Origin of the sequence: Brevibacillus sp. HB1.1 (genome assembly GCF_013332445.1) — a bacterium.
GTDB lineage: Bacteria > Bacillota > Bacilli > Brevibacillales > Brevibacillaceae > Brevibacillus > Brevibacillus porteri.
The window spans coordinates 394,704-409,840 of the sequence record NZ_JABMIV010000003.1; the positions used below are offsets into that span (position 1 = coordinate 394,704).

Annotated in this window: 17 protein-coding genes, 1 pseudogene and 1 riboswitch; of the genes and pseudogenes, 10 read left to right on the forward strand and 8 right to left on the reverse strand. The window is 49.4% G+C overall.

What is annotated here, in order from left to right:
- Nucleotides 1-79: 79 nt before the first annotated feature.
- The 5 genes from HPY27_RS11660 to sspK all read right to left on the reverse strand — a co-directional run bounded on the left by HPY27_RS11660 (nucleotide 80) and on the right by sspK (nucleotide 4,516).
- Complete coding sequence (locus tag HPY27_RS11660; protein ID WP_017249998.1) at nucleotides 80-1,417, reverse strand: hemolysin family protein; 1,338 nt, start codon at nucleotides 1,415-1,417, stop codon at nucleotides 80-82.
- Nucleotides 1,418-1,634: 217 nt separating this feature from the next.
- Nucleotides 1,635-2,747 (reverse strand): site-2 protease family protein, encoded by a 1,113-nt coding sequence (locus tag HPY27_RS11665; RefSeq protein ID WP_069846884.1) that lies wholly within the window; start codon nucleotides 2,745-2,747, stop codon nucleotides 1,635-1,637.
- A 73-nt stretch (nucleotides 2,748-2,820) separates the two neighbouring features.
- The gene (locus HPY27_RS11670) at nucleotides 2,821-3,117 is read right to left on the reverse strand and encodes an iron-sulfur cluster assembly accessory protein (RefSeq protein WP_017250000.1); all 297 of its coding nucleotides are present in this window, start codon (nucleotides 3,115-3,117) and stop codon (nucleotides 2,821-2,823) included.
- Between the two features lie 141 nt (nucleotides 3,118-3,258).
- A complete protein-coding gene (locus HPY27_RS11675) occupies nucleotides 3,259-3,615 on the reverse strand; it encodes a DUF3905 domain-containing protein (RefSeq protein WP_069847490.1) in 357 nt (118 codons plus the stop codon).
- 769 nt (nucleotides 3,616-4,384) lie between these two features.
- Nucleotides 4,385-4,516: a small acid-soluble spore protein K gene (gene sspK / locus HPY27_RS11680; protein ID WP_007724732.1), complete on the reverse strand. Its 132-nt coding sequence runs from the start codon at nucleotides 4,514-4,516 to the stop codon at nucleotides 4,385-4,387.
- 97 nt (nucleotides 4,517-4,613) lie between these two features.
- On the opposite strand from sspK, the gene HPY27_RS11685 reads away from it, so the two are divergent.
- Genes HPY27_RS11685 through HPY27_RS11695 form a run of 3 tightly spaced genes read left to right on the forward strand, consistent with a single transcriptional unit; the run spans nucleotide 4,614 to nucleotide 5,257 of the window.
- Nucleotides 4,614-4,886 (forward strand): DUF3886 domain-containing protein, encoded by a 273-nt coding sequence (locus tag HPY27_RS11685; protein ID WP_017250002.1) that lies wholly within the window; start codon nucleotides 4,614-4,616, stop codon nucleotides 4,884-4,886.
- Entirely contained in the window at nucleotides 4,886-5,032 is a 147-nt protein-coding gene (locus tag HPY27_RS11690; RefSeq protein WP_007724729.1) for a hypothetical protein, read from the forward strand. The genes HPY27_RS11685 and HPY27_RS11690 overlap by 1 nt, the downstream gene beginning before the upstream one ends.
- Before the next feature lie 48 nt (nucleotides 5,033-5,080).
- Complete coding sequence (locus tag HPY27_RS11695) at nucleotides 5,081-5,257, forward strand: hypothetical protein (protein WP_007724726.1); 177 nt, start codon at nucleotides 5,081-5,083, stop codon at nucleotides 5,255-5,257.
- A gap of 44 nt (nucleotides 5,258-5,301) precedes the next feature.
- Here HPY27_RS11695 and HPY27_RS11700 read toward each other — a convergent pair whose 3' ends face one another.
- From HPY27_RS11700 to HPY27_RS11710, 3 genes are read right to left on the reverse strand one after another with little or no spacing between them, the layout of a single operon-like run.
- Nucleotides 5,302-6,489 carry an ABC transporter permease gene (locus HPY27_RS11700; RefSeq protein ID WP_017250003.1) on the reverse strand — a complete coding sequence of 396 codons (1,188 nt, stop codon included), beginning with the start codon at nucleotides 6,487-6,489 and terminating at the stop codon, nucleotides 5,302-5,304.
- On the reverse strand, nucleotides 6,486-7,205 hold the full coding sequence (locus HPY27_RS11705; RefSeq protein ID WP_007724719.1) for an ABC transporter ATP-binding protein: 720 nt from the start codon (nucleotides 7,203-7,205) through the stop codon (nucleotides 6,486-6,488). The genes HPY27_RS11700 and HPY27_RS11705 overlap by 4 nt, the downstream gene beginning before the upstream one ends.
- Nucleotides 7,206-7,231: 26 nt before the next feature.
- On the reverse strand, nucleotides 7,232-8,509 hold the full coding sequence (locus tag HPY27_RS11710) for an efflux RND transporter periplasmic adaptor subunit (protein ID WP_017250004.1): 1,278 nt from the start codon (nucleotides 8,507-8,509) through the stop codon (nucleotides 7,232-7,234).
- A 210-nt stretch (nucleotides 8,510-8,719) separates the two neighbouring features.
- Here HPY27_RS11710 and HPY27_RS11715 point away from each other — a divergent pair.
- From HPY27_RS11715 to HPY27_RS11740, 7 genes and pseudogenes are all read left to right on the forward strand, one after another.
- Nucleotides 8,720-10,069, forward strand: a pseudogene (locus HPY27_RS11715) (glucose-6-phosphate isomerase); the annotation flags it as partial.
- 15 nt (nucleotides 10,070-10,084) lie between these two features.
- Nucleotides 10,085-10,309, forward strand: coding sequence for an excisionase family DNA-binding protein (locus tag HPY27_RS30590; RefSeq protein ID WP_371814326.1), 225 nt, complete (start codon nucleotides 10,085-10,087; stop codon nucleotides 10,307-10,309).
- Between the two features lie 64 nt (nucleotides 10,310-10,373).
- Nucleotides 10,374-10,490, forward strand: a riboswitch (TPP riboswitch).
- A gap of 639 nt (nucleotides 10,491-11,129) precedes the next feature.
- Nucleotides 11,130-12,233: a glycine oxidase ThiO gene (gene thiO / locus HPY27_RS11720; protein WP_174225054.1), complete on the forward strand. Its 1,104-nt coding sequence runs from the start codon at nucleotides 11,130-11,132 to the stop codon at nucleotides 12,231-12,233.
- A gap of 88 nt (nucleotides 12,234-12,321) precedes the next feature.
- Nucleotides 12,322-13,122, forward strand: a complete 801-nt coding sequence (locus HPY27_RS11725; protein ID WP_017250008.1) for an LSm family protein — start codon at nucleotides 12,322-12,324, stop codon at nucleotides 13,120-13,122.
- 151 nt (nucleotides 13,123-13,273) lie between these two features.
- On the forward strand, nucleotides 13,274-13,672 hold the full coding sequence (locus tag HPY27_RS11730) for a YugN-like family protein (protein ID WP_017250009.1): 399 nt from the start codon (nucleotides 13,274-13,276) through the stop codon (nucleotides 13,670-13,672).
- Nucleotides 13,673-13,746: 74 nt separating this feature from the next.
- The gene (locus tag HPY27_RS11735) at nucleotides 13,747-14,217 is read left to right on the forward strand and encodes an NUDIX domain-containing protein (RefSeq protein WP_238144642.1); all 471 of its coding nucleotides are present in this window, start codon (nucleotides 13,747-13,749) and stop codon (nucleotides 14,215-14,217) included.
- A gap of 102 nt (nucleotides 14,218-14,319) precedes the next feature.
- On the forward strand, nucleotides 14,320-15,117 hold the full coding sequence (locus tag HPY27_RS11740; protein ID WP_017250011.1) for an NAD kinase: 798 nt from the start codon (nucleotides 14,320-14,322) through the stop codon (nucleotides 15,115-15,117).
- The last annotated feature ends 20 nt before the right edge of the window (nucleotides 15,118-15,137 follow it).

The following is a 15,137-nucleotide window of genomic DNA, read 5'->3' on the forward strand; positions in this document are numbered from 1 at the left end:
ACTCACCTGCGAAATAAAAAAGCCCCGCACCAGCCAAGTAAGCAGGTGTGGGGCTTTGGTTTGTACGGAGGTGTGATGATTAGGAGACGGTCAACAGTTCTTGTTGCTCCGATTCATCTTTTTCCAAACGCGTAATCAGGACGCGTGTGACACGGTGATGATCCATCTGCTTGACGGTGAACAGGTGGTTTTCCCATTCTACTATCGCGCCAACAGCGATGTCTTCTTCGAGCTGGCTGTACAACCAACCGCCGATTGTGTCTACATCTTCGGATTCGAGTTCGAACGGAAGATGGTCATTCAGGTCAGCCAACACGAGCATACCGGATACGGAGAGGCCATTGTCCAGCTTCTCAATCTCTGGTCTTTCCTCGTCAAACTCGTCTTGGATATCCCCAACGATTTCTTCCAGAATATCCTCCATCGTCACGAGACCGGCTGTTCCGCCGTATTCGTCGATGACAATCGCGAGCTGTGAACGGTTTTTCTGCATCAGGCGCAATACCGTGCTGATTTCCATGGTTTCCGGTACGGTCAGGACAGGGCGGAGCAACGAATCCAGCTCCACGCTTCCGTCTTGTAACGCAGAAAGGTAGAAGTCTGTCGCATGGACAAAACCGATGATGTTGTCCTTGTCTTCAGCTGCAACTGGAAAACGCGTGTGGCGTTGCGAGCGGATAATCTCCAGGTTTTCTTCAAAGGTATTCGTCGTATATAAGCAAACCATATCAATGCGCGGGATCATCGTTTCCCGAGCAACGGTTTCGGAGAAGTCAAAAACTTGTTCCACAAGAGCCAATTCGGTTTGGTCGATATGGCCACTTTGGTGACTTTGGTTGACCAACAGGCGAATTTCTTCTTCGGTATGTGCCGCTTCATGTTCCGAGATGGCTTCGAGTCCGAGTCGTCTCATGAGAGCGTTGGCTGTTCCGTTCAAGAACCAGATAGCCGGGTAAAGCAATTTATAGAAAAACATCAATGGCGCGGCAACCCACAACGAGGTCATTTCTGCTTTTTGAATGGCCAATGATTTCGGAGCCAACTCACCCAAGACAATGTGGAGGAACGTAATAATCGCAAAGGCTACACCAAAAGAAATCGCGGAGATTGCATATTCAGGCAATCCTGAAGATCCAAGCAAAGGCTCCACAATCATATGGGCAATGGCCGGTTCCCCGACCCAACCCAGTCCCAACGAGGCGAGAGTAATCCCGACCTGGCAGGCAGATAGGTAGGCGTCTAGCTTATGCGTTACTTTTTGGGCATAGACTGCACGTCTGTTACCCTCATTCACCATCTGTGTCAGGCGCGTTTGCCGCACCTTCACGAGTGAGAACTCTGCGGCTACGAAAAAGCCGTTAAGAAAAACAAGAAATATAACAAGCAGTAGGTTGAGCACTATCGGGACGGTGTCCAAGTAAAAAGTCATCCTCTCTGGAATTTTATGAAAGTACTATTTTCTATTTTACTCTGATTGGGTGGAACGCACAAAAGCGATATACCACCGTAGGGGGCGTTTTACGCCCTTTGGGTCGGGAAGAGCGACCCTCAGATAACCGTAGCGCACGTTTTTGCGCTCGGAGAAGGCCGCAGATAGGCATCCATTTCTGTCAAGCAACGCAAAGTGCAAGCGGTTACCTGTGCAGAATTTGTTGGGCGTAGACGAAAAACGCTGATAGTACAGCAGCTAGGCCGAGATAGGCAACTAACACTTTCCACTTCGTAGAGGCAGGTGCATCGTAATACGTAGTGAGCTGGTGCATTTGCTCATCCAGTTCGGCTAATCTCTCTTGCGCCGCACGTTCCCCATCCCGAAGCGCATCCGATGGGATCGGTCGGTTCGGGTCCGAATCGTAAAACAAAACAGGCTCTCGTTCCCACAGTCTGAACAGTTCCCATTTTCTGTTCACATACACTTTATCGAGTCGCTTGAAGTCACGCTGAAGGCGTTGTTTGTCCTGCAAAAACGGAACATAAAATTTCTTCAAATCCTCCTGATTGATTGCATTTACCTCGGCATTCATTTGCGTGCGGATATCCCATGTCGATTCCAACGCGGGCCATTTGGCTATGCTTTGCTGGAAGTCTGCAATTCTTTCGCGCTCATATTGCAGGAGCTTTTGTTGATAGCCGCCACGTAGGCGGTTGTACCACGTGATCAAGCCGATGATGAAAATAAACACGGTAATCGGTCCTGGGTTGGCGAACAGCATAACGCCCAGACCGACTAACCCGATAAACCAAATTTTCGTCGACAATACCGAAACGATGCGGCCCCCATCTAGCGGGGAGATGGGCAGTAGGTTAAATAAATTAAGCATGGCACCCAAGTAGATAACCAACCCCCAGAAAGGGTCCTGCGTATACCAATACAACGGAAGGGCAGGCAAGAAAGCAATCATTCCTGCCAAGGGTCCGCCGTAGGCTAAGTATGCCTCGGTTTTTGCATCACGCGGCATGTCTTTCATGGCGATGAAGGCTCCGGCAAAAGGAATAAAGACAGCGGGTGAGGTCGCGATTCCTTTTCGTTTGGCGGCAATCACATGCCCCATTTCGTGGACGAAGATCAGATAGACGAGAGCCACGGCGAATTTCCATCCGTAAAAAACGGCATACGCCCACAAAGTAATCCCCATGGATATAATGGTGGTCCCGAATTTTGAAAACTTCAGTATGCTAAGTATCCATTTTAAATTGGCAAGTAAGAAAGCACCGATCGCCAAAAGGACTGAACGGCTTTTTTTCATCGTTTTTCCTCCCAGAAGATATAGGCAGATATTCCTTCTTACGAATCAAGCCAAAAGAAGTTTCTGTCTAGTGCTAATCCAGACGAGTGTTGGTGAAGTGAAAGCCGTACTCGCCATAGAGCGGATTGTAGCTCAGATGTCCCCCGTCGAAATACCAGAAATCCGTTGGACGAATGACAAATCGCAACCCCTCTACTTCAAATACAGCATCATCGGTGAGGACCTCATCTTTTTCAATCGCATAAAACATACCACCGGTTCCGGGGCCGCTTGTTCGTACATACAATCGAAGTGTATCCCCCGGTACAAAGCCGGCATAACGTTGATAGGCAAGGGAAAACGCTGGCTCTATCGCAAGTGTGATACTCATGGACTAGCTCCTTTCTGCTACTTGTCTTCCATTGTAACACAAGTCAGAGTAGTGTCCCGAAGCTCCAGGTCAAGCGCAATCCAAAAACACCCGTCCGGTCAGAAGTGCTTCTGCCGAACGGGCTGCATGAAAAAGCTGGCATTAGTCCTTGCCTTTGCTCACATCAAAGGTCGGGTGCATAAAACGTGCTCCATCTTGTTCTTCTTGATCCTCAAGAAGCTCACGATTTTCTATCGAGTTCCAGCCAATGTCGTTGGTCGGATGTACCCACTGGTCCCCTGCCATGATGGAGGGATCGGTTTCCGTGCTCCAGTTGTGTAAGGGAGATTCCTGGGACTCGTACAAGCTGTCACCGATGACGACTCCGAACTCATTGACGAATGGCTTTTGAATCGTACGGGACGAGTTTTTGAAGTCAGGAGCACTGATTTGGTGCGGCAGCGTCCCATCGAGGGAAATATCCTTCGTCTTGTCGTTCTTTTGCTTATCGTTATCCATCATCTGGACCTCCTTTTTTCCCATAGCATGCATCAGTCACTAACCCCTTATTCGGTTTCCGAGGGGAGATCGCGCTCAGCCCAAATGAGACCCAGCTGCATATGCTAAATAAAGGGGGAAGATCTGATGGTAACGAGTGCGATCATTCCCGTGAGAGATGCAGCTCATCAGCTACTGTATACCTTGTTTAGCCTGAACTGATGGTCTGATTCAAGGTCTGGGAATGTCTGAAGAGGAATATTGGGTTTCATCCGAGCGTACTTTTCCAGACATTACATCATCGTAAGGGGTATAGTTAGGCGGATTTGGAAGTCTTTTCTCCTTGATTGATCGGAAAACAATTCGGGCAATCAGGGCAACAAAAGTAAATATAATCAGAACTACTATCACTTGTGTCATGGTACAATCCACCACCTATGAGTTTTTAGTCTTACGACACGCGCAGCGTTTCTCTCAGCCGATTGTTTTTGCAATCGGCTTTTTGTATACAGTAACGCAGCCAGCCAGTGAGTGGCAAACCTTCATCTTCGTCTGTCACAATATTATGCAAACAAACGCCCGAATCCTCAATTTGTAGGCTTATAGGACGCGATTAATTTGATGATTCTCTCCTGCTGTATAATTTCTTCGCGTAGCTCTCCAATGAACTGTTTCCGCTTTTCCAAATTGATTTAGTTTCATTCTCATGAGAATACACTCACCCTAGACTCACCAAACTTTAGAAAGAATAAAAATCGCCGAGCATAATGGCTGCTCGGCGGTTTTTTTGTTAGCGGTTTTCTTTTAGCCTTTCTTGTGGTTCACTATTAATGGAGCCGTCAGAGCGGACAGCCTCGGATTGGGCTTTGGGTCCTCGGATTTCAGCAGTTTTTCCAAAATCTTTTTCTTTGTTGCGAACCATGTGATGTCCTCCTCTTTGTGAAAGATGAAGATAGTATGACCCGGATGGGGCCAGAGAATGAGGACAGAATGAGGATAGGGAAAGGGTGGCAATTTCAATGGCGAAAAAACAACGAAAACCACAGCGTCAAGCAGAGACAACAACTACGATAGACGCGAAAAGTGGATTGAACAGTTTGAAGGATATGCTGAATGCAGATGCGCTCGGAGCACTCAAGCAGCTTGAAAAAGACATGAAGACAGAAGGCGAGCGCAAAGCGATGGAAGCAGCCGAACAAAAGCGCCGGGAGCAGGAAGAACGCGAGCGCAACAAGGGCTTTGCTGAGCTTTTGGACGATTACGAGAAAAAAAGCGGAGGCAAGTACAGCTAATGCGAGATGGACGGCAAACGGACCGACCGGATACTTCCAAAAACGGTTTGATGAAAAAGCGTCAACAAGATATCAAGGACGAGTCCATCAAGGAACGGGGCCGAATGGTCCTCGGTCGATTGGGCAAAAAGGACCCGAAGAAGTGATTTTTTCCCTCTCATCCCCATATAGCTAGGAGTGAGGGGAGGGAGGTCATGGGGACAATCCTGCTCCTGTTTAGCCTCTTGTGCGTGGCGGTGGGTACCTGGAAGTTAATCGGGATCTACAAGGCAGAAAAGGCTGACAGCAAGCCGCTCTGGTGGACAGTCGCGAGCGTGGGGATTGCGCTTTTTTTTCTTTTGAAGCTGGTAACAGATACGTTGCCAACATAAACAAGCACCTGTAGCCAGAGAGCTTACAGGTGCTTGTTTTTTCCTTATTCGTAACGCAGTGCTTCGATTGGATCGAGCTTGGCTGCCTTATTGGCCGGATAAAGGCCGAAGAATATACCGATGGCACTGGAGAAGCCGAATGCGATAAACACGCTGTTCCAGGACATAAGCGGCGGCAACTGTGCAAAATAGGCGATGATCGAAGCAATACCAAGGCCAAACAACACCCCGATCAATCCACCGATCAAGCAAACGATGACCGATTCAATCAAAAATTGAATCAAAATATCTCGTCGGCGTGCCCCTAATGCTTTGCGAATCCCGATTTCGCGAGTACGCTCTGTCACGGATACGAGCATGATGTTCATAACGCCGACGCCACCAACCACGAGGGAGATTCCTGCGATGATACTGAAGATCAGCGTCAAGGTGCCCGTCATTTGATTAAACTGATCCATGGATTCTTGCATGCTGCGAACTCTGTAATGGTCTTCCTTTTGATGCTTGCGGCTCAAGTACTGTTTGACCTGCTGCATGGCTGGTTCGACAGAGGCTTTGTCGATCGCTTTTCCCATGATCATTTGGACAGAAGGCTCTTCCTGCAGGCTCATTTCGTAACGGATGGGAATAATCGCGCCATAGCTCGTTGCCATATCGAACTTGAACTTCTCTTCCGTGTACGTTCCAATTACGACGAGAGATTGATTCCCCCAGCGAACACGCTGACCAATCGGGCTCATTTGACCGAACAGCTTTTGGGCAAGAGCCTCCTCTAGGACGATGACGGCGCGTTGCTCTTTGTCATCGACCTCGGTGAAAAGTCGCCCTTTTGCCACCTTCAATGTTGATTGCATCGAAAAATAATCAGCAGTGGAGGCAGTGAGGTTGACGCGCTCTTCTTTTTTCGGACCCTTCAAATCAATCGTACTGGAGTTGGAAGGCACGATGTATTCGATGGCGGGACTAATCCTGCCGAGCACCTCGGTATCTTCTACGGTCATATCTTCTGAGGCTATCTCTTCTTTTGTCTCCCAATTGATGAAGACGTTAAACGTGTTCTGCCCGAACTTTTCCATCTCTTCGTTGATGGCTCTCTGTCCACCTTCACCGAGTGCCGTGACGACAATGACGGAGGTAATCCCGATGATGATCCCGAGCATGGTCAAGATCGAGCGCATTTTATTCGCCCAGATACCCTCCACGGCGGTGTTAAAGCTTTCCATAAAATTCATGTGACAATCACCTCGTCAGACGGCTTGGAGAATATCCGCTCCGTAACCTTTTCATCGCGAATGATCACGCCATCCTTGAAAGTCACAATCCGCTCAGCGTGCTGGGCGATATCCAATTCGTGGGTAACGAGAATGATCGTAACGCCCTGCGCATGCAGTTCCTGAAACATGGCCATGATTTCGACCCCGGAGCGGCTGTCCAGATTTCCCGTCGGTTCGTCTGCCAGCAGGATGGCTGGTTTATTGACTAGTGCTCTGGCAATCGCTACACGCTGTTTTTGACCACCGGATAGCTGGGTTGGTTTATGGTCCATGCGTTCAGCCAACCCCACCCGTTTGAGTGCTTCTGTAGCCCGTTTGCGCCGTTCTGAGCGGCTGACATTCGCGTACATCATCGGCAGCTCTACATTGTGCAAAGAGCTAGAGCGGGCGAGTAGATTAAACGATTGGAACACAAAGCCGATCTTTTGGTTGCGAACAACGGCGAGCTCCGTATCCTTCAGACTGCTAACCTCAATGCCGTCTAGCATGTACGAACCCGAATCTGGACGATCCAGGCAGCCCAGCATGTTCATAAACGTCGATTTCCCTGATCCTGATGGCCCCATGATGGCAACGAATTCGCCTTGTTCCACCAGCAGGGAGACACCTTTTAAGATGGGCAGTACGGTATCACCCGTCTTGTATGCTTTCGTCAAGCCTTCTACATGAAGCATCGTCGGCTGACCTCCTTCTTTACGTGTTACATACCCATTGGTGCGTCGCCACCACTCATTGGCATGATAGGAGCTCCTTCAGTCAGGGATTCGACAGGGCCTAAAATCACTTGCTCATCACCGTTAAGTCCAGACTTGACGTGAGTGAACAACTCATTTTCCATACCGGTTTCGACCTTTTGCTTTTTCGCAACACCATTAGCAGATACCCAGACAAAGGTACTGCCGTCAGCATCTTGCTGTATAGCTTCGATTGGCACTTGCATGGCATTATCGATTTTTTCCACGGAGATGTTGATGTCTACATGGAAGCCCGGCTTCAAAGCAGATAGATCTCCAGATGGCTTAAGGGTGACTTTGACGCGTGTTTTTTCACCTTGCCCCGACTTGGTGGCAGTAGTGGTCGCGGTTGGAGAGATGCGAGCTACTTCCGCATTCAGCTTTTTCTTTCCGAGTGTCACGCCTTCAATCGTGGCAGATTGACCGATTTTGAGCTTGTTGACATCGGATTCGTTGATGTCTGCTTCAATCAACAGATTGTTTAGATTGGCAAGGGTCAAGATTTCCGTTCCCTTGTTGACGTATTGACCGTTATCAGCTGCAACGCCAATGACGGTTCCATCCATAGGTGCCACGACGACACTTTGGACTCGTTCTTTATTCAGCTGTGCTTTTTCTACATTCAGCTTGTTGATTTGGGCTTGCTGAGCGGCAATGTCTTCCTTACGTGGTCCCTTTTGCTTGAGAGCGAGCTGTTGCTTGGCGACATTCAGCGTAGATAGAGCGCTATCCATTTGTGATTTCAACTTGTCCAGCTCTTGCTGGGTGGAAGCACCAGAAGTGAATAATTGATTCATCCGATCATATTCTCGCTTTGCCGCATCGTATTCACGCTGGGCTTGGGAGACACGTTCTTGGTCCTGTGCGACTTCTTCCGGCTCGTTGCCGATTTGTGCCTTGGCGAGGTTGGCTTTGGCCAATTCCATTTGCGCGTCCATCTCGAGGATTCGGCTATCGACATCGGACGTGTCGATTTTCGCGATCACTTGTCCCTTTTTCACCTTGTCACCTTCTTTGACGACAAACTCGCGTAAGGTCCCGGTGACGTTGGCGTACTGTTTGAGCTTGTCTTCTACGGTGACGAGCCCTGATGTCAAAACCTTGCTTTCCAAAGCTGATTTCGTTGGTGCGCCGATGTTGACAGGCATTCCCATAGCTTGTTGCGATCCCATCATGGAAAACGCAACGCCCCCGATGCCCAGGAGGACTACGACGGAACCGATGATCCACCATCGTTTTTTCATGTTCATTCTCCTTGCTTTGGTAAGAACCATATTATTTCATTGCTCGAAAGGTTTTTACGGTAGTACTGGAAAAAGGTAACATGAAATGCCGAATGTTCACATTTTGGACATAATTAAGCGCATTTTGATACGTTTTGTCGGAAAGTTCTTTGCCGCCATTTGCCGTGATATCATAGATAAAGATGAGATGACGTTCCTCGGAGGGGAGCTATGAACAAAACGATTCGTTTTGATTACGCCAACGCTCGAGCCTTTGTCAAACAGCATGAGTGGGAGCAGCTTTCTCCAGCGATCGAAATTGCGCATCAAATGCTTCATGCAAGGACTGGACCTGGAAAAGATTATCTTGGGTGGGTCGATTGGCCGGAACAATACGACCGGGACGAGTATGAACGAATTCGCCAAGCGTCAGCCCGGATTCAATCGCATTCGGATGTGCTTTTGGTGATTGGCATCGGAGGCTCGTATCTAGGCGCAAAAGCGGTGCTTGACATTTTGGGCCACAGCTTCTACAATTTGCTGCCGAAGTCCAAGCGACGTTCTCCAGAGATTTATTTTGTGGGCAACAATATTAGTCCGATTTATATCTCTCATCTGATGGACGTATTAGAAGGAAAAAATGTGTCCATCAACGTCATCTCAAAATCGGGCACGACGACAGAGCCAGCTATCGCATTTCGACTTTTTCGGGAATGGCTGGAAAAGAAATGTGGACGTGAAGAGGCCAAAAAACGAATTTACATTACGACCGATAAACAGCGGGGAGCCCTGAAAAAGCTGGCGGATGACGAAGGCTATGAGTGCTTTGTCATTCCAGATGATATCGGAGGGCGATATTCAGTCCTGACCGCGGTTGGATTGTTGCCGATCGCTGTAAGCGGGGCAAACATGGATGCACTCATGCAAGGGGCAAAGGATGCACGCGAACGTTATATGGTCATGGATTTGCGCGATAATCCATGCTATCAGTATGCGGCGATTCGTAATGCGCTCTATCGAAAAGGCAAGACAGTGGAGCTGTTGGTTAGCTATGAGCCGCAGTTTCGCTACTTTGCGGAGTGGTGGAAGCAGCTCTTCGGGGAATCGGAGGGTAAGGATGGCAAAGGGATTTTTCCGGCTTCTGCCGAGTTTTCAACGGACTTGCATTCGTTGGGCCAATACATACAGGACGGCATGAGGCATTTGTTTGAGACCGTTGTGTCTGTGACGAAGCCCGCTGTGGATTTGACTGTCCAGGAGGACCCCGCTGACGTCGATGGGTTGAATTTTTTGACTGGCAAACGAATGGGGTATGTCAATAAAAAAGCTTTCGAGGGAACGGTGCTGGCCCATGTGGACGGCGGTGTACCGAATCTGCTTGTGGAAATACCGGAGGCGACAGCTTACTATCTCGGTGGACTGATTTACTTTTTTGAAAAGGCATGCGGAATCAGCGGCTATTTGCTGGGCGTCAATCCGTTTGATCAGCCAGGGGTGGAGGCGTACAAAGCCAATATGTTTGCCTTGCTGGGCAAGCCAGGCTACGAGCGGCAGAAAGCGGAACTGGAGGCTAGATTGCGCGAGAATAAGACGTATTTGACCGTCGAGGAGACAGCTGCTTATTTGGAGCTTCCCGAGACGTTTATTATGGAAAAAATCAAGCAGGGTCGCATCCGTGCTGTCCATGACGGCAATGAGTACATCATCAACAAAGAGCAATTCAATCATCATCTGGAGGAAATTCGCAAGCTCCAGGAGTTCGAGGATGCCGCGCGTCATGACCCGATTCCAGAGAGCTACGATGTGAAGGATGAGGATTAACCAGCGGACGTGCTTGTCAGATGGTTGTAAAGAGGACTATACTTACAAAGGAATATCATAATAAACAAGCAACTTGGGGAGTCCTTCATGCGGGGCTGAGAGGATGGAAGCAATCGACCATCGACCCATTGCACCTGATCCGGATCATGCCGGCGCAGGGATACGGTTGCCGGCAGACTGCGCTTTTTGCTTATTGTTACCTATGCGTATGTAGCCCACCTTTTCCTGCTCAGGAACGGGTGGGCTTTTTGTTATGGAGTTATGCGTGGCTGTAGTGGAGAGAAGAATATTTCCAGTCTAGGCTCCAGGCTCCGTCCTGCTGGGGGCTGGGACTGCCCGCTCCGAAGGGATTCGCGGGGAAACGCAAAAGTGGTAGCCGCTTCGTAGCACGGGCACGGTTGCGTTTCTTTTGCCCGCTCATCCCTTCTCTGCTCGGTAGGACTCCACAAGTCGCTACGTCTGGAAATATTCTTCTCTGGCGTAACTGATTGCGTTCTTCATTAATTAAAAATCTTTAAAAAATCGGATAACACGAAAGCTCGTAGAGGAAACAGGAGAAATAAGCGAAGATCTTAGGGACACCGACCGAGACGCAATGCAAAAAGCGAAACACGCTCTTAAGCGTCCACCTCTGAAAATGCATCCTGAAGAGACCACTTTGGACGCGGTTTCGCTTTTTGCATGGAGTCGTGCCGTCAATCCCGAAGGGGGTGGCCCTAGTAGCTGAGCGTTTTCTCCTGTTTCCTCCACACCACAACAGCAACGTACAAAGAGTTTTTTAAAAAAGACGTAATCGCAACTTAGTGAGGAGAGAAAAAAGATGAGTGATTGTCTGGTAGTGGGTGGAGGAATTATCGGATTGAGCTTGGCATACGAGCTGTCACGGCGCGGGGTGAGCGTTACCTTGGTCGAGCAAGGAGAATGGGGAGGTCAGGCGTCTTCTGCTGCGGCCGGAATGCTTGCTCCTTTGAAGGAATTCACGGCACCTGGACCGATGCTAGATTTGGGCATGGAGTCACTTGCGCTATACCCGGAATGGGCAGCGGAGCTGGAGGAATTGACTGGTGGAGACGTACAGCTAAGCCTGGAGGGGTTGCTGACCGTCGCGTTAAATGAGGAGGAAGTCCAACAGCTCGCCGACAAGTACCGTTGGCAAAAAGAAGCGGGACATGCTGTGCATTGGCTCTCGAATACAGCGCAAGTGAAAGAGGTAGAGCCACTTCTGACCGATCAAGTGCAAGCGGCCATCTATTCGCCGTACGAAGGACACATTAACAATCGAATGCTTCTTCGCGCCTTGGCTACTGCTTGCCAATTGCAAGGAGTGAAGCTGTTATCTGGCTGCGTGGTGAGCGGCATTGCGGTAAAAGGTGGAAAAGTGATCGGAATCGAGACCTCTACAGGGTCACTGCGTGCCGCACAGACGGTGATTTCCTCGGGAGCGTGGGTTGGAATGATGCTTGCGATGCTGGGCATTTCCGTGCCGATTCGCCCTGTGCGCGGACAGATTGCGGCCGTCTCGTCCGTGGGCATCCCATTGCGAACGGTGATTTTCGGAACGACAGGCTACATCACTCCGAAAAAGGATGGAAAAATTGTCATTGGTGCGACTGAGGATGAGAGTGGCTTCCAGCGTGACGTCACAATGGCGGGGTTAGCTAGTATCCTGCAAGGGACCATGCCGTATGTTCCTGCGTTACACTCCGCTACCTTTTTGGAGGCTTGGGGAGGACTTCGACCTGCGACACAAGATGGCAAGCCGCTCTTGGGCCCCGTTCCTGGTTGGGAAGGTCTGTCGATCGCAGGTGGACATTTTCGCAATGGTATCCTGCTTTCCCCCGTCACGGCTAAATCGATGGCGGACTTTGTGCAAAAAGGGGAGACGGAGCACCTTTTTCCATTTTTACCTGCCCGCTTTCTGTAAATTGGGCTAGTCTCGCCTAGATTCCGGTAACCTCCCCATGGGCACTTGTATATGGTAATAAAGAAACACCAGAAGGGGAGGAGTTACCATGCAGTCTGATTCTGATAAAAACCTGTATCAGGCTGACATTCAGTTTGTCAGCCTGTTAAAGGATATGCGAGAAAATGTGCACAACATCTGCAAGGAGCACGTGGAGAAAAAAGTGCGCATCGAAGCAATTGACGGGCAAGTGTTTGAAGGCGTCATTGTCGATTATGATGATCAAAACGTATACGTAGAAGTTGTAGACCAGGATGCGGAGGAAGAAGAAGTTTTCGAAGAGTATGATTATGAGAATTATGAGGACTATGAGGACTACAATCCTTATCAAGTAATGGAAGTGGCCAATCGGCAGCCGTATGGAGGATGGGGGCACTATCCTGATTATTACTTTCAGTATGTGAGCTATAACCCGTATGCAGGTTATCCTCCCTATGGCGATCTCAGTCCTTATGGAGGTAATCCATATTTTTCGCAGGCAAGTCCCTACGGCGATGAGTATAATCCATACAGTCAGGTCAGTCCTTTCGGCAGTTCCAACAACTCGCGGGTCAGCCCGTATAGCAGCAGTAATCGTCCCGCCCCCCAAGTCAGCCCGTATAGCACCAGCAATCGTCCACCCCAAGTCAGTCCGTATAGCGAGCAGAAGCCACAGGTGAGTCCTTGGGAGCAAAATATTTCGCCATTTCCACCATTTCCGCCGTATCCGCCCTTTTTTTGTCCGCCGCCGCCACCTCCACCGCCCTATGTTTTGCCAAAAGTTCAAGGGAGAAGACGGAAAAGATGCCGGAACGGACGTAAAATCATTCCATTGGCGCTCTTTACGCTCCTGACAATTGTCTTGATTTAATGGTGGGGAATTTACAAGCCTCTCAAGGCCATCACGGCTTAGGAGGCTTGCTGCTTTTTGTAGATGTGAGAGTACAACCTCGCCTTTTGTCATACACTACGAACAAAACGGTGAACGTTTCTCACAGAATAAATAAAGGCAGGGATTGACGATGAAACAAATAAACAGCAGCTTGCCAGGCACGCGGGCGACATTTGGCTATTTTCGTGAAGCGCTTCAGCCGCACTTTACATTATCCAACTGGGATTATGAGCAAGGGTACTTCGACCGGGCGTTGGATGACAAGAACACGGTCTTTTTGCGCTTGCCTGTCAAAGTATTGCAAGGTGAGCTCGACAGCCCGGATGCATGGCTGGAACTCGGACGGCCGTTTGTGATCAGGCATGTGTACCAGACTGGGGTAGAGGAAGATATCGGCTACATGGAGCCGCTCGCTTCGGGTTTGATGAATCAGTTTCAGGAGCCGGTAGACAAGGACGCAGAGATTGATTCGAGATGGATTCGAAAAGCAGAGGCAATTGTCAAAGAGCTGGAGAATCGCCTCGCGTGAGACAGGCCGTCGAAAGGCCTGTTTTTTTCTTGACCATGGCAGGGAAAATATGGGTGGCCAAAGAATGGTAGCACATGGAAAAGCGAGGTGGAAATATGGCCTGGTACCATGCAGTGGCGAAATGGTATTGGAAAATCCGCAAGCCTCTCACCTTAGGTGTCCGTGTCATTGTAACGGATGTAGAAAAGGGAGTCTTGTTAATTCGGCATACGTATGTTCATGGCTGGTATTTGCCGGGAGGAGGAGTAGAGCGAGGAGAGTCGTTTGGGGATGCTGCTCGCAGGGAGTTGTGGGAGGAGTGCGGAATACGAGCGGACGGACTTACCCTCTGCCATCTTTTTTACAGTGAGCGGGAAGGGAAACGAGACCACATTGCCTTGTATCATTTTGACCTCACGTCCGGTCAAGAATTGAGTAAGGATGACAAAGAAGTAGCGGAAATGCGCTTTTTTGCTTGGGATGAGCTTCCTGAGGAAATATCACCAGCTACAGAGAGGCGTTTATCTCAATTTCGCAAGCAGTCTTTTCAGAGTGACCGCTGGTGACAAGTGGGATTTTATGCAAGTCGATTTTTCCTATGGTATAGTGAAGACAAACAACAGAGCGTGCAAGACCGCTTGTAAGGATAAAAGTGAGGGCAGACCAGCATGAAGATTGCGACTGTACTGCGAAATGATGATTACACACGAGAAGTGGAACATGCCTTAAAAGAAAAGCTGCAAGCAGCCAATAGCCCGTTTACCTTCGTCAAGGGGCCGGCTGAACAACCGGATATGGTGTTGTCCATCGGGGGAGATGGGACGCTTTTGGAGGCTGTACATCAATACGGAATCGAGCCGTCCTATGTAGGGATTCACACGGGACATCTTGGCTTTTATGCGGACTGGCGTCCCGAGGAGCTGGACGAATTCGTCGAGCGACTGTTAAACGAAGAGCCTCTGATCGCGGAATATCCAACGGTCCAATGCAGGATCAGCACAAGGGAAGGTAAGCAGTACGAAAAGTGGGCGCTGAATGAAATGGTTTTGCGCAACGCGAATTTGTCTACATTGGTGACATGTGTCTATATAAACGGCGATGAGCTGGAGACATTTCGTGGTGATGGCTTGATTGTATCGTCACCGTCCGGAAGTACAGCTTATAACAAAGCCGTGGATGGAGCGATTGTTCATCCGTCCATTGAGGCGATTCAATTGTCCGAGATCGCTTCGATCAATAACCAAGCGTATCGGACCATCAACAGCTCGCTCGTATTGCCGAAGCATCATGAAGTAGAGCTGATTGTCATGAATCCCGAGATTATGATTGGATTGGACCGCGAGCAGGCGGTATGGAGAGATGTGCGTTCCATTCGGTGCCGAGTGGGGCCAGACAAAGTAAAATTCGCTCGCTACAAACGATTGACGTTTTGGGGGCGGGTTCGGAATTCGTTTATTTCCGGATAGAGAAAGCGTTGGGGAGGGAA

Bases quoted from the DNA above. Each gene is read 5' to 3' on its own strand.
- sspK (WP_007724732.1), bottom strand. From the start codon at position 4,516: ATGGTTCGCAACAAAGAAAAAGATTTTGGAAAAACTGCTGAAATCCGA.
- HPY27_RS11730 (WP_017250009.1), top strand. From the start codon at position 13,274: ATGAAACAAATAAACAGCAGCTTGCCAGGCACGCGGGCGACATTTGGC.
- thiO (WP_174225054.1), top strand. From the start codon at position 11,130: ATGAGTGATTGTCTGGTAGTGGGTGGAGGAATTATCGGATTGAGCTTG.
- HPY27_RS11735 (WP_238144642.1), top strand. From the start codon at position 13,747: ATGGAAAAGCGAGGTGGAAATATGGCCTGGTACCATGCAGTGGCGAAA.
- HPY27_RS11685 (WP_017250002.1), top strand. From the start codon at position 4,614: ATGGCGAAAAAACAACGAAAACCACAGCGTCAAGCAGAGACAACAACT.
- HPY27_RS11725 (WP_017250008.1), top strand. From the start codon at position 12,322: ATGCAGTCTGATTCTGATAAAAACCTGTATCAGGCTGACATTCAGTTT.
- HPY27_RS11690 (WP_007724729.1), top strand. From the start codon at position 4,886: ATGCGAGATGGACGGCAAACGGACCGACCGGATACTTCCAAAAACGGT.
- HPY27_RS11695 (WP_007724726.1), top strand. From the start codon at position 5,081: ATGGGGACAATCCTGCTCCTGTTTAGCCTCTTGTGCGTGGCGGTGGGT.
- HPY27_RS11700 (WP_017250003.1), bottom strand. From the start codon at position 6,489: ATGAATTTTATGGAAAGCTTTAACACCGCCGTGGAGGGTATCTGGGCG.
- HPY27_RS11705 (WP_007724719.1), bottom strand. From the start codon at position 7,205: ATGCTTCATGTAGAAGGCTTGACGAAAGCATACAAGACGGGTGATACC.
- HPY27_RS11670 (WP_017250000.1), bottom strand. From the start codon at position 3,117: ATGAGTATCACACTTGCGATAGAGCCAGCGTTTTCCCTTGCCTATCAA.
- HPY27_RS11710 (WP_017250004.1), bottom strand. From the start codon at position 8,509: ATGAAAAAACGATGGTGGATCATCGGTTCCGTCGTAGTCCTCCTGGGC.
- HPY27_RS11665 (WP_069846884.1), bottom strand. From the start codon at position 2,747: ATGAAAAAAAGCCGTTCAGTCCTTTTGGCGATCGGTGCTTTCTTACTT.
- HPY27_RS11675 (WP_069847490.1), bottom strand. From the start codon at position 3,615: ATGGATAACGATAAGCAAAAGAACGACAAGACGAAGGATATTTCCCTC.
- HPY27_RS11740 (WP_017250011.1), top strand. From the start codon at position 14,320: ATGAAGATTGCGACTGTACTGCGAAATGATGATTACACACGAGAAGTG.